9 protein-coding genes are annotated in these 13,526 nt (G+C 40.9%); 5 read left to right on the top strand and 4 right to left on the bottom strand.

Features of this window, described 5'->3' with window-relative positions; translation table 11 throughout:
* Positions 1 to 283 precede the first annotated feature (283 nt).
* Positions 284 to 418: a hypothetical protein gene (locus DVR12_RS28030; RefSeq protein ID WP_262511927.1), complete on the top strand. Its 135-nt coding sequence runs from the start codon at positions 284 to 286 to the stop codon at positions 416 to 418.
* 225 nt (positions 419 to 643) lie between these two features.
* Here DVR12_RS28030 and DVR12_RS21200 read toward each other — a convergent pair whose 3' ends face one another.
* The 3 genes from DVR12_RS21200 to DVR12_RS21190 form a co-directional block, all read right to left on the bottom strand.
* On the bottom strand, positions 644 to 3,313 hold the full coding sequence (locus tag DVR12_RS21200) for an alpha-L-rhamnosidase (RefSeq protein ID WP_116977811.1): 2,670 nt from the start codon (positions 3,311 to 3,313) through the stop codon (positions 644 to 646).
* 69 nt (positions 3,314 to 3,382) lie between these two features.
* Positions 3,383 to 5,497: a type IA DNA topoisomerase gene (locus DVR12_RS21195; protein ID WP_116977810.1), complete on the bottom strand. Its 2,115-nt coding sequence runs from the start codon at positions 5,495 to 5,497 to the stop codon at positions 3,383 to 3,385.
* A gap of 46 nt (positions 5,498 to 5,543) precedes the next feature.
* Complete coding sequence (locus DVR12_RS21190; protein ID WP_116977809.1) at positions 5,544 to 6,227, bottom strand: VIT1/CCC1 transporter family protein; 684 nt, start codon at positions 6,225 to 6,227, stop codon at positions 5,544 to 5,546.
* 69 nt (positions 6,228 to 6,296) lie between these two features.
* On the opposite strand from DVR12_RS21190, the gene DVR12_RS21185 reads away from it, so the two are divergent.
* Positions 6,297 to 7,160, top strand: coding sequence for a carbohydrate kinase family protein (locus DVR12_RS21185; RefSeq protein WP_116977808.1), 864 nt, complete (start codon positions 6,297 to 6,299; stop codon positions 7,158 to 7,160).
* Positions 7,161 to 7,163: 3 nt separating this feature from the next.
* On the opposite strand, the gene DVR12_RS21180 is transcribed toward DVR12_RS21185, so the two are convergent.
* Complete coding sequence (locus tag DVR12_RS21180) at positions 7,164 to 7,727, bottom strand: DUF1579 domain-containing protein (RefSeq protein ID WP_158563329.1); 564 nt, start codon at positions 7,725 to 7,727, stop codon at positions 7,164 to 7,166.
* A gap of 159 nt (positions 7,728 to 7,886) precedes the next feature.
* Here DVR12_RS21180 and DVR12_RS21175 point away from each other — a divergent pair, with 159 nt between their 5' ends.
* The 3 genes from DVR12_RS21175 (at position 7,887) to DVR12_RS21165 (ending at position 13,009) form a co-directional block, all read left to right on the top strand.
* Positions 7,887 to 10,220, top strand: coding sequence for a GAF domain-containing protein (locus tag DVR12_RS21175; RefSeq protein WP_116977806.1), 2,334 nt, complete (start codon positions 7,887 to 7,889; stop codon positions 10,218 to 10,220).
* Between the two features lie 92 nt (positions 10,221 to 10,312).
* Complete coding sequence (locus tag DVR12_RS21170; RefSeq protein WP_116977805.1) at positions 10,313 to 11,731, top strand: phytoene desaturase family protein; 1,419 nt, start codon at positions 10,313 to 10,315, stop codon at positions 11,729 to 11,731.
* A gap of 24 nt (positions 11,732 to 11,755) precedes the next feature.
* Entirely contained in the window at positions 11,756 to 13,009 is a 1,254-nt protein-coding gene (locus tag DVR12_RS21165) for a YeiH family protein (RefSeq protein WP_116977804.1), read from the top strand.
* Positions 13,010 to 13,526: the final 517 nt, after the last annotated feature.

The raw sequence follows: 13,526 nt of genomic DNA, 5'->3' as shown, positions 1-13,526 counted from the left end.
GCTTCCATTCATTAATAGACAACAAAGGTAAACATTATTTACACTGCTTTTTGTAGTATAAATACTACATCATATTCAGGGGAACCGCTATTTATAAATGATAAAGCTATACTTACCTTTGTGATAATGAAACCGATACCCTAACCTATGAAGCTGAGAAAATCATTGAAGCCGCCAAAGTTGTCATGGTATCCTTTAAAAATCACTCCCAATTTTTATGGGTTCAAACAATAATAAAGTCTATATCCATCTCCTGATTTGTTTTTGCATCATTTTAGTGAGTATGGCTTATATCTATAAAAATATTGAATTGAAAGATGTCGTAGTTGTGGCCCCACCGGCAGTAGTGCCAGTTGTTGTACAACCGAATTGTACGCTTGCAATTGGTACTATTTCTGCTCCGGCATTTGAAAATTAAAATATTCAAACAGGGATGCTCTAAAAGGGTTGTTAAATCAAAAGGCAAGCTTGAATTCCAACTCAGTGGCATCTATACCAAATTGGCCTTAGAGCGGTAGTAAAACATAACTCCGGCTACTGCCGTTCAGCCTTCTGGTAACTAAAGTGTTTTTTTGGACATCGGTCTTTCATAGAGGATCAATTACGGTACGAGGCCATCTCACAAGGAGATGGCCTCATTTTTTTAGATTTTAATCTCTAATGTATGTATGCCCGCTCCGAGTGGTAATCCAGTTGCAGGTACTATTACCTGCTTATTATTTTCGTATATACTTCTTCGGAGTTTTTCAGGTAAACTTAAGGTAGCGCCACTATTAGCCGGAATATTCACCGTATATATAATCTTGCTACCTTCCTTTTGCCAGGAAGAAGAAATCTTGCCATAAGGGCCGTCATGACTTACACTGAAATGGGTTAACTCCTCCGGAAAACTTGGTGACAACCGGACATTCTTAAATCCGGGTGCCAATTCATCCGGATAAATTCCTCCGATTCCCTTATACATCCATGCCCCGATCTCTCCAAACATTATATGATTACGGGAAAGATCTGAAGACCGGTTGATATCCCAGTTTTCAAAAAGGGTAGTAGCCCCGCTTACAATCCAATAACCCCAGGATGGATAAGTTTTCTGTGCTGCCAATTTATAGGCCACTTCAGGATATCCATTCTCACTTAAGGCATTAAGAATGCTTTTGGTACCTAATAAACCCACATCCAAATGATAGTTATTAGCTACCACACTCTCCGCCAGTACTTTAGCTATTTTAGACTTCAGATTATCAGGTGCCAGACCCCAGTATAGTGCAACGCTCTGCTCTGTTTGTAACCCTTCGGCATATACGCCGGTATTGCTGTTTAAATACTCTTTATTGAAAGCGGACTTTATTTTATTAGCCAACGTACTGTAGGTTAAGTAATCGCTGTTTTTACCCAGTAATTTCGCTGTTTTAGCCAGAATCAAGGCATCTGCATAGTAATAAGCTGTAGAAGTAAATGGAACCGGTGATTTCGATTTTACAGGTACCCAGTCACCCAGCCCCCAGGTGGTTATACCAGATGGACTGATACTGGTTATATAATCAACATACTTTTTTATGTGATCATAGGATGCTGCAAGTAAAGCAGTATCACCATAGAAAAGGTATATATTCCAGGGAATAACAGCTATTGTGCTGGTCCAATCTGGTCCGTTACCCCATTCATAACCCCAGCCTCCTGTTGGTATAATGCTCGGTAGTACCCCATTTGGCTGTTGCTCATCTCTGTGATCTGCCAGCCATTTTTCGTAAATAGTAATGCCATCAAAGTTATATAAGCCGGTTTCAACAGCTATTTGAGCATCACCTGTCCAGCCATTTTTTTCACGTTGAGGACAATCTGTTGGGTATCCGAATAAATTCGAGAGATAGGCATTGTTAGTTGCCCACCAAAGTTTGTTTATAATAGTATCCGAGCTATTAATATTTCCAACAGCAGGAACATTGCTATGCATAAAATAACCAACAAGCGATTCCCTTGTTAGCTTTATGGGGTTATTGCTGCAAACTTCTACATACTGAAATCCCTTATAGTTGAATTTAGGCATAAAGGTTTCTGTTCCTTTGCCACTAAGTGTAAATATATCTGTCTGAAAGGGATCAGTATTATCGGTTGGGCGGTAATGCACATCAATATTTGAAAGATCTGCAAAACCCTGTTTATTTAGTTGCTCTGCATGAATAAGCCTGATAACAGTACCAGGTGCGCCTTGTACTGAAAGTTTGCTTACTCCTGAAATATTTCGGCCGAGATCAAATAACCAGGTGGTATCGTTTAACTGCTTTAGACTTTGAGCTGCAATTTCTTCTACATTTTCGATCGGATGTAATTGTTGTGATACGATATTCATAGATGGAGCAGCCCTGTAAATAACAGATTGCCATTTGCTATCGTCAAAATTTGCAGTGTTCCATCCTGGCATTTCCTTACGGGCATCATAATGTTCCGCTGTATAGATACTATTAAATACAATTGGGCCTAAAGCTGTTTTCCAATCTTTACCACTACTAACAATAGCGCTACTGCCATCGGTATAGGTAATATGAAGGTCCATACAAAAAGTGGGTCTGTTTCTCCATGGTGCCTTATCAAAAAACCAAACGGCAGTAGATTGGTGATTATACCATCCATTACCCAATATTACTCCTATGGCATTTTGGCCCTGTTGCAGCAGGCTGGTTACATCATGGGTTACATACAACGACCGACGATCGAAACGCGTATACATGGGGTCGAGACGCTGATTACCAACTCTTTGCCCATTGATATAAAGCTCATAAAGTCCGCCTGTTGCGATATACGCCCGGGCCGATTTGATCTGCTTTTCTGCGGCAAAGGTTTTTCTGAACTGTGCAGCGGGTTTAAGGGCAATATCTGTATTGTCACTGATCCAAGCACCTTTCCAGTTTGCTGAGTTGACCATACCAGTTTCAAACCATGAAATGGTGGCAGGTGTTTTCTTGCCATCCTGATCCCAGATTTCTATACTCCAATAATATTTTGTGAATGGTTGCAGGGCTTTTCCTGTGTAATTAGTAAGTCTGGTGCTGCCGTTGATTTTTCCGGTAGTCCACAATGGTTTAGTTTGTAAAGTGGCCAAATCTTCAGACACGCTGATCTGATAGGCAGTCTGACGCGCATTTTTTCTTTCATCGGCTTGTTGCCACGATAAACGGGGATGTGCGGCATCCACACCTAACGGCGTGATCAGGTACTCACATTTGAGAGCAGTTGGGCGGCAAATTTCGCCTGCATTGGCAGTAGAAAAAAGCAATAGCCAACCTAGTAACAATAACTGGAATCGCGAATGCATATTCAATTGAATTAATTGAACAAGATAGTAGATTCGCTCAGGAATTTCGAGAATTTTGGATAAATGGGATTATTCAATCCCGATATTGTAATCCGGTTGTAACACCAGCTTTCCTTCTTTGGCCGCAGAACCAGGGATTTCCAGTCCTTTTATTTTACCTGTTTTACCTTTTGTAATCAGGTCGGTAAGCTGTTTGTCGCTGATTTTTTTTCCGGCAATAATAAAGGGCACCTTGAAGCCACATTGATTAAAGTTGCCGCATCCCCAGGCGGTATTTCCTTTTTTGAGGGGATGTGCCTTGCACTTGGGACATTGTATTTCTTCAACAACCACAGGCTGTTTGGGGGCTTTCTTTGCTTTTTCCTTTACTGGTTTCTCCGGAGCAGGAGGCGCTTCAGGAGCGATTGTAATTGTTTTATAACTGGCAGTTTTTACCTCTTTGGTAAGGTCTACTACCATCTGAATCAATTCATCTTTGAAAGTATCTGAGGCATATTCCCCTTTCTCGATCAGGCGAAGCTTGCGTTCCCACTGGCCCGTTAGTTCGGCACTTTTCAGCAGCTCGGATTGAATTGTATCAATCAGGTCCATACCCGTTTGAGTGGCATAGATATTCTTTTTTCTTTTTTCGATGTACTTCCTTTTGAAGAGAGTTTCAATGATGTTTGCACGGGTCGATGGTCTGCCGATGCCATTATCTTTCAGAAGTTCCCTCATTTCTTCATCATCTACCTGTTTACCGGCTGTTTCCATTGCACGCAACAGGGTCGCTTCTGTAAAGGCTTTAGGTGGAGTGGTTTTGCCCTGATGGATTCTTGGAGTATGTGGGCCACTTTCACCTGGTTCGAAAAGCGGTAATATTTTTTCTTCTTCCTCGCCTTCTTTTTTTTCTTTTACATCATTGGCATATACTTCCTTCCATCCAGGTTCCAGAATCTGTTTACCAGTGGCTTTAAACGGCACCTGACCTACTTTTCCCAATACGGTGGTATTGGAGATTTTACATTCCGGATAAAACGCAGCAATGAAGCGGCGGGCCACCAGATCGTAGATTCGTTTTTCTTCCAAGGGTAAGCCGCCAGGATGCATGCCTGTTGGGATTATCGCATGGTGATCCGTTACTTTTTTATCATCGAATACTGTTTTCAGTTTGGGAATTGGCTGGGTAAGTAGCGGTGCTGTCAGTGCTGCATATGGAGTCATGTCCTGCAGTATGCCAGCAATTTTAGGATGCAGATATTCAGACAAATAGGTTGTATCTACCCTGGGGTAGGTTACTAACTTCTTTTCGTAAAGATTCTGGATATATTTCAGTGTATCATCTGCCGTGAAGGCAAATTTCTTGTTAGCTTCTACCTGTAGGCCGGTCAGATCAAATAATCGTGGGTTTCCTTCTTTTCCGTCCTTTTTCTCAAAAGACGTGATCTCAAAGGGATGTTCTTTCAGATATGCCAGGCCTTTAGCAGCTTTTTCAGGATTTTTCAGTCTGTCTATTGCCGCAGTGAATTCTGTTTCCCTGTAAATAGTTTTTAACTCCCAGTAATCTTCTGATACAAATGCGTTGATTTCTTTCTGCCTTTGTACAATCATTGCCAGGGTAGGAGTTTGCACCCGGCCGATCGACAATACCACTTTTCCCTGAGCAAATTTTTTGGTAAATAATCTGGTTGCGTTCATGCCCAGCAGCCAGTCACCAATGGCTCTGGCACTACCAGCAGCATAGAGGTTATTATATTGTTCGGCAGGTTTTAGCTGTTGAAATCCGTCTTTAATTGCTTCTGTTGTTAGTGAAGAAATCCAGAGGCGTTTTACGGGTGCTGTACATTTTGCTTTTAAAAGTACCCACCGCTGAATTAGTTCTCCCTCCTGGCCGGCATCACCGCAGTTGATGACTTCTTCGCATTGTTTTACCAGAGTTTCTATGATCTGAAATTGTTTTTGCACCCCATTGTTTTCAATGAGTTTAATACCAAAACTGGATGGGATCATGGGCAAATCTTCCAACCTCCAGAACTTCCACTGCTCATAATAATCATGTGGTTCCTTGAGGGTACAGAAGTGGCCAAAAGTCCAGGTAACCTGAAACCCATTTCCCTCGTAGTAACCATCCTTGCGCTGTTTTGCGCCAATTACTTCGGCAATATCTCTCGCTACGCTTGGTTTTTCAGCAATACAAACTTTCATGTCATCAAAAACTTGGGTAACAAATGTCGTATAAATTGTTGAAAAGCTAGGATACCAATTTGGCAATCAAAAATGCAGCTGCTGCAGCCAGCAAGCCAATCATAGTAACTTTTAAAGCTCCTTTAAGTGGAGGCTGTCCGGTTACCTTACTTTTAAAATACCCAAAAACAAAAAGGCAAATAACAGTTAAAATTGTAGACCCAATCAGTCCTTGCATCGGAGTATTCGTGAATAAATAGGCAGATAATGGTAATAATCCACCTACAAAATAAGAGGCTCCAATAGTGAGGGCACTTTTTCTTGCCCTGTTAGGGTCCGGAGCTTCCAGGCCAAGTTCAAACTTCATCATGAAATTCACCCATTTGGTTTTATCTTTCGATAGTTCCAGTGCTATGAGATTCTGGGCTTCTTTACTCAATCCATATTCAGCAAAAACCTCCTTCACTTCTTCCATTTCTATTTCAGGAACAGTGTCTACTTCTGTATATTCTCGTTTCAACTCACTTTCGTAGTGTTCTATCTCAGTTTTGCCGGCAAGATAACCTCCAAGACCCATCGCAATACATCCGGCTACTATTTCGGCAATACCAGCTGTAAGGATGATACTGTTACTGGAAACTGCTCCGCTTAAACCTGCAGCCAAAGCAAATGGTACAGTAAGGCCATCGCTCATTCCGATAACCATATCTGTGATAAAATCAGAACTTTTCAGGTGTTCTTCCTTGTGCATAAAATCTCAGTTAAATAGGTAGATAAATATAGTTGGTTTATTGTATTTTGTTACATAAATTATTGATAGATGATTAAGAATACTGTGATCTGTTTTGGAGAAATGTTATGGGATATATTACCCGGTAAGGCTTTACCTGGTGGAGCAGTAATGAATGTTGCCTATCATCTGCACAAGCTAGGTAACCCGGTTGCATTAATATCCAGAGTGGGGAATGATGAGAGAGGGCGACAGTTGATTAACCTGCTTTCGGGTTATGGTTTGCCAGTAGATCAAATTCAGATAGATAATGAACATCAAACCGGAATTGTGTATGCAGATATGTCTGATCCGCATGCTGTAAAATATGATATTGTTCATCCCGTAGCCTGGGATTTTATCGAATATCCTTCTTCTTTGGAAACCGACAACAAATATTTGGTTTTCGGAAGTTTATCTACCAGAGATCAGGTTTCCAGAACTACATTGAAACGGTTACTGGCTCATGTGGGAACAAGAGTGCTGGATATTAATCTCAGGGCTCCGCATTATACGCAGGAGTATATCGAATGGCTTTTGCAACATTGCGATATCCTAAAATTGAATGATGATGAATTAAGCCTGATTCAATCGTGGTATGGGGTTGCTGATAGTGCAGAGGAAGGATTAAAGTACCTGGCCAACCGGTTTTCAATTCCTTTGATTGTGCTTACACGTGGGGCAGATGGAGCAATGCTGCTTCAGGAAAAGCAGTTATATAAGGTAGATGGAGTTTCTGTAAAAGTTGCTGATACCATTGGAAGTGGAGATGCTTTCCTGGCTGGATTTTTACATGCTCATAGATTAAAAAAGGCACCCATTGAATGTTTGCAGATTGCAAATTCACTGGGTGCCCTGGTTGCTACTTATTCAGGTGGATGTCCTGATTATGATATCAGTGTTTTACCTTTATAAAGTTTATTTTCTTGTAAGGTTGATTTGCATTGTTTTGACTTCTTTGCCATTCATTTCATGAAACATTTCCAGCGTGTGATGATTGGCATCAACCCATTTGAGGGTTTGACGAACATTTCTTCTTCTTCCTGTCATGGGGTCTACAACCTGTCCTTTTAATTCAAGGATATCGGCACCTATCATGTGGCCTTCCAATACCGTAATGCCTGTACCCATATTATCGATCCAGGTATCAATGAAAGTCTTAATTGCGTTATCAAACCCGAGAGTGCCGAGGCCTTCGAATTGCGTACCCATCATATTGCCTGAGTACCTGCTTTCGAGATAACGGCCTCCCATTATCATTTTGTTAGTGCAGTTTCCGGTATTTTTCATGGGCTTATCCGGATTGTCCCAAAAAGTCATATCACAAGTAAAATCTCCTTCCAAAAGCGCTAGTTTTTGTTGTTCAGGTCCTGGGGTCATATAGGCTGTCCATGCTTTCATCATAGCAGCAGAATCCTGTGCTATCAGGTTTTGCGATGCAAACAGGGCAACAACTGCCAGTAACAGAAGTGTTTTTTTCATCATAGAAGTTTTTTAGGAAATGTTAGAAAATGGGGTAATTTTTAAGACATTTACAAGATAAGATTTTTATAAAAACGAATCGTTAAAAGATGTTATGCTGGCTAATTCAATTAGGTTGGAATGCATACCTTTGAGATAGAAAGAATACCCCCATAATTTATGCAAACAACGATTCTGGATGTCTCGGGAAATAAGTCGCAACCCTTGGCCATTGACGCAGCGATATCCTTTAAGCCTTTTATTCAATACCTGGAGAAAAGGTTGGTGGAAGAACGGACAGTTAAATCGGGTTTATATGCTGAAGCTTTGTCTCAATTTACAAAAGCTAACTTATCTGATAAAGATATTGCCATAAAGGAAATTCATAATTATGCCTCACTGTTAGAGTACGTATATGCCTGTTTATCGCCTGCCAGTGAAGGAGAAGGCCGTTTGGCCTGGGGCCTGTGTTTCCCATTTTTGCCAGTTGCTTTTTATGGCACCGACCTGATGTATGAATTACTCTCTAAACGTATGGAAGGGTATGCTTACGAGGTTACACGTACACCTGAAGAATACCACAGAGAAAGGTTGCAATTACTTTATTCTTTTATATTGAAACGGCTATATAACTTTCAGGCTCCTGTGAAGAAAGCCCAGTATCATGTTGGCCTAAATAAAACAACGGGCCTGATGCAATGTTATATGGTAGACATTAATACAGATTTTGTAGATGTTAGTGCCAAATCTGCTTTGCCGGTAATCGATTTCGTGCAGCTCTATACTCATTTAAGTGAAGGTGGAGGCTTTGAAATTCTGGAAGAAATGCTACCGTTGGCGCTGTTTAAATTCAGAGGAATTTGCATCATGACGGTAACTGATGTGACAGCTGAGGAGGCAGTAAATAATATCCGTAAAATTCGTTTAACCCGTACCGGTTTAACTGATGAAGAAAGCTATCAGAAAGTAATTCAGTCGTTAAAATCACTGGTCCGGAATCGGGAAATAGAATTCGATCTTTTCCCTTTGCTTAAAGTAAATGATGTGCCTGTATTTAGCATGGCGAAAGGTGGTACCGGTATTTTGTTTGAAGTATATGGAGAACACAGACTAACAGCCGAAGAGTTCAGACGGCAGGCCACAGCATTTGCAGCTAAACCATTGTTCTTCTTTTCTTCAGATATATTTCTGGAAACCAGAAAAGAATACTCATTTCTTGAACATTTCAGGCATCTGGGAGTGAAATCTCTGGCGCTGATGCCAATTTTCCACCTGCATGAACCTGTTGGTGTAATGGCCGTGCATACCTGGGGCGAACATACATTTGATGAAAAAGTGCTGGCATTGCTGGAACCGGCAATCTCACCCATCGGGCAACTGTTACGCATCTACGTGGATGGCTTTAATTTAGAAATAGAAAGGGTAATTAAAGAAAAGTTTACATCCATACAACCTTCTGTTCAATGGAAGTTTAATGAGGTTGCATGGAATTACATTTATCACAGCAAGAAGAATTTACCTGTGGTATTGGGAAATATTCTTTTTGAAGAAGTGTACCCATTATATGGGGCAATAGACATACGAAACTCCACGGTCGAAAGAAATAAGGCAATCATTGCCGATATTGATAATCATCTTAAAACGTTGGCATCAACATTAGATAGCTTACAGGAATTTCTGCATAACGACCTTCTGAAGGAGATGATCTACCATTGCCAGCAGTGGCAGCAGGTAATTACGCAGGAACAATTAAGTTCCTCTGTTGAAAATGAAATGTATAAATTTCTGGAGGAAGAAGCTACTGCTTATTTACAACACGTTGCGTCGCAAATTCCTGAGTCCAGAAAATTAATCAACAACTGCCTCGAAAATCTGGATAGCAATGTGAATAAAAATGAACTGGAAGTCTCTATGCAGATGATTAATAATGCAATCAATGATTATTTTGAAGCTAATAAGCATAAACTTCAGGAATCTTATCCATGTTATTTCGAGAAATTCAGGACTGATGGTATCGAGTATGATATTTATATTGGTCAGTCTATCACCCCGGCAAAAGATTTTAGCCATTTTCACCTGAAAGATCTGCGGTTATGGCAATTATCTTCTATGGCAGCAATAGCCAAACTTACGCATTCGCTGCTTATTCAAATGCCGAGGGAATTGTATACCACTCAACTGATTTTTGTACATAACCAACCAATTGATATAAGCTTTAGGGCCGATGAGCGCCGTTTTGATGTGGAAGGTGCCTATAACATCCGCTACCAGATGATTAAAAAGCGGATAGATAAAGTACATATCCGAAATACGGAGGAACGTTTAACCCAACCTGGTAAAATTGCACTTATCTATTCCGATGGAAGGGATATAGAAGATTTCCTGCCATTTATCCATTATCTTCAGGAAACCGGGGTATTACTTCCTGAGCTGGAAGAACTTGAATTAGAGGATTTACAGGGACTTACCGGATTAAAAGCCTTGCGCGTTGGTGTTACTATGCCACCTTTGTAAATCAAAAAACCTATCTTTCTGAAAAATAAATTTGAATTTCCTGAATAGTATACTAGTTTTGTAGACTAATAGGATTTCAGTAAGACAGAAAGATGGCAACAACCGAATTTGATGTAATTGTAGTAGGAGCAGGACCTAATGGTCTGGCGGCGGGAATCACCCTGCAGCAGGCCGGCATTAAGGTATTGATTCTGGAGGCTGAAAGTACAATTGGTGGTGGAACCCGCACCAGGGAACTTACCTTACCAGGTTTCTATCACGACGTCTGTTCTGCGGTACATCCAATGGCGATGGGATCGCCTTTTCTGTCGAAACTCCCTTTACAGGATTATGGGTTGAAGTTTGTATGGTCGGCCTATGAAGCTGCCCATCCACTGGATAATGGTACTGCCGCATTTCTGGCCCGTTCTGTTGAAGAAACTGCGGCCGCATTAGGAGAAGACGGAGTTTCCTATACAAAATTGATAAAGCCGGTTGCTGATAACTGGAATGCCATTGCAGAAGATGCCTTGGGGCCGTTTTCGATTCCAAAACATCCTTTAGTGATGGCTCGCTTTGGGCTAAACGGGCTAAGGTCTGCCGATGCTGTAGCAAAGCGATTTAAAACACCGGCCGCTAAAGCCTTATGGGCTGGTATGGCCGCTCATTCCATTCAACCATTAACCAACCTGGCATCTGCCGCAATAGGAATGGTATTATCGGCTGCAGGCCATCGTTTTGGCTGGCCCGTTCCCGTTGGCGGATCTCAGGCTATCACTGATGCAATGGCCGCCTACTTCAAACATTTAGGCGGTGAAATACAAACAGATTTTCGCGTTACTTCTCTAGATCAATTGCCTCCGCATAAAGCTGTTGCTTTTGATCTGACACCTAAGCAAATATTAAAAATTGCAGGAGATAAATTTTCTCCTAACTATAGAAAGCAGTTATCGCAATACCGGTACGGACCAGGGGTTTTTAAAATAGACTATGCATTGGATGGCCCTATACCCTTTACTGCAAAGGAATGTAGGAGTGCTGCTACCGTACATCTGGGAGGCACGTACGAAGAGATCGCGCTGTCTGAGCAGCTGGCTGCAAGTGGCAAACATAGCGATGCTCCGTTTGTATTACTGGCACAACAAAGCATCGTAGATAAAAGAGCACCGGATGGAAAGCATACTGCATGGGCATATTGTCATGTTCCGAATGGAAGTGATGTAGATATGACCGACATAATTGAAAAACAAATAGAACGTTTTGCACCTGGATTTAGAGATCTGATACTGGCTAAGCATACTTTAAATGCCCAACAGATGGAAGCCTATAATCCGAATTATGTAGGTGGAGATATTAACGGAGGAATAAGCGATTTACGTCAACTTTATACCAGGCCAACATTAAGCTTATCTCCATACCAAACCGCTGGCAGGAATATTTATATCTGTTCATCAGCCACACCTCCGGGAGGTGGTGTGCATGGCCTATGTGGTTATCATGCTGCCAAAGCAATGATTAAAGACATTTTCTGACTTGTTATACTTTAATGATTTTTTATGCCTACAGTAAAGTCGTATTTACCGGAAGACTGGGCTATCGTTACGCTCGGTTTTCTCATTATTATCCTATCGCTGGCCGGAATAGTAGTAGCCGTACCTGAGTACAAATGGGCCAATTCTGCCGATCTTTTCGATAAGGTGTTGACAGGAGCAAATTTGTTTAAAATGTTGGTATTACTTGGTTTCTCAATAGTAGTGGCTGTATTGGGAGCTTTGTTGACCGGCAAATCAGTAAAACATATGTTACTGGTGTTCCCACTGGTTTTTGTACTTACTACCATCGCCTTAATTATTGCAGGTAATGCAAAGATGAATGAATACGGATTGGAAGCCGTTATTTTTAGCCTTGCCATCGGATTATTGGTTGGAAATACCTTTAAACTTCCCACCTGGTTCAGAGAGTCGCTTACTTCAGAGTTTTTTGTGAAGATAGGACTGGTACTTCTTGGTACCACTGTTATTTTTTCTGATATTCTGAAAGATGGAAAACTGGGATTAATCCAGGCGCTGGTGGTAGTATTTTCTGTCTGGTATTTTTCATATTGGGTTTGTAAAAAGCTGAAGATTGATAATGAACTGACGATGATGTTGTCGAGCGCTGTATCTATTTGCGGGGTATCTGCCGCAATAGCTACTTCTGGTGCGATTAAAGGCGATTCAAAGAAGTTGTCGCTCGTGATTTCCCTGGTACTGATAACAGCAGTGCCTATGATGATTTTTATGCCGATGATTGCCAATTATTTTGAATTTCCCGAAGCGGTAACAGGTGCCTGGTTAGGAGGAAGTATTGATACTACCGGAGCTGTGGCGGCATCAGGATCATTGGTGGGAGAAACAGCTTTACGAGTTAGTACTATTGTAAAATTTAGTCAGAATGTTCTGCTTGGAGTAGCTGCTTTTGCAATATCTGTTTACTGGACTTATACTAAAAACCCCAATGCAAATGATCCGGATACTAAACCAACTTTAAAAGTGATCTGGGAGCGTTTTCCAAAGTTTGTAATCGGATTCATGATTGCTTCACTGGTATTTTCTTTCTTTATTGATAGTGAATTAAGAACAACTGTAAAAGCACCACTTAAGAATTTACAGGGTCTTTGGTTTGCCCTTGCATTTACCTGCATTGGTTTGGAAACCAATTTTAAAGATCTTGCAGCAGTAGATAGTCGTAAGCCTGTTTATGCCTTTCTGATTGCCCAAACCTTTAATGTGATTATCACTTTAATATTAGCTTACTTTTTATTTACCTAATTGTTTTTATATTGATAAAATCAGACCTGTCAGTATTCCTGGCAGGTCTTTTTTATTTTATAGATTTCCGAAAATGCATTACACGTTTTTCATAAAAGAAGCCCGATTCTACTGCGTTAAAGGTATTGTTTCTGAAAATTTATACTTCTATTTGTTTGTAAAACTATGTTTACCGTAGGCTGGGCGGGGGCAAGAACAATGTTATTATGTTAAAGGAAATAGTTCCTGATTTTATTGTTTTTCTTGTGAGTAATAAATTTCCTTTACCGTAGGCTGGGCGGGGGCAAGCCCCGCCCCTACAGGGTTTCAGCGAAACTAAATTTTCATCTGGTAGATATATTTGATGTTAAATGTGGATCTACTAATTTCGATTCTGTAAAGAAATAATTCTACAATATAGAAACTGTAATTCGCTGAAACCCTGTAGGGGCAGGGCTTGCCCCTGCCCAGCCAACGGTAAAAGAAATTTACCAATCAGAAAAAGTCAGTAAAACCAGACCTCATTTCTCTTATTGTA

The sequence above is a fragment of the Chitinophaga silvatica genome (assembly GCF_003419895.1).
Taxonomy (GTDB): domain Bacteria; phylum Bacteroidota; class Bacteroidia; order Chitinophagales; family Chitinophagaceae; genus Chitinophaga; species Chitinophaga silvatica.
This window is presented reverse-complemented; position numbering and strand designations above follow the sequence as displayed.

Coding starts and splice junctions, on each gene's coding strand:
- DVR12_RS28030 (WP_262511927.1), top strand. CDS start 284: ATGGCTTATATCTATAAAAATATTGAATTGAAAGATGTCGTAGTTGTG.
- DVR12_RS21200 (WP_116977811.1), bottom strand. CDS start 3,313: ATGCATTCGCGATTCCAGTTATTGTTACTAGGTTGGCTATTGCTTTTT.
- DVR12_RS21195 (WP_116977810.1), bottom strand. CDS start 5,497: ATGAAAGTTTGTATTGCTGAAAAACCAAGCGTAGCGAGAGATATTGCC.
- DVR12_RS21190 (WP_116977809.1), bottom strand. CDS start 6,227: ATGCACAAGGAAGAACACCTGAAAAGTTCTGATTTTATCACAGATATG.
- DVR12_RS21185 (WP_116977808.1), top strand. CDS start 6,297: ATGATTAAGAATACTGTGATCTGTTTTGGAGAAATGTTATGGGATATA.
- DVR12_RS21180 (WP_158563329.1), bottom strand. CDS start 7,727: ATGAAAAAAACACTTCTGTTACTGGCAGTTGTTGCCCTGTTTGCATCG.
- DVR12_RS21175 (WP_116977806.1), top strand. CDS start 7,887: ATGCAAACAACGATTCTGGATGTCTCGGGAAATAAGTCGCAACCCTTG.
- DVR12_RS21170 (WP_116977805.1), top strand. CDS start 10,313: ATGGCAACAACCGAATTTGATGTAATTGTAGTAGGAGCAGGACCTAAT.
- DVR12_RS21165 (WP_116977804.1), top strand. CDS start 11,756: ATGCCTACAGTAAAGTCGTATTTACCGGAAGACTGGGCTATCGTTACG.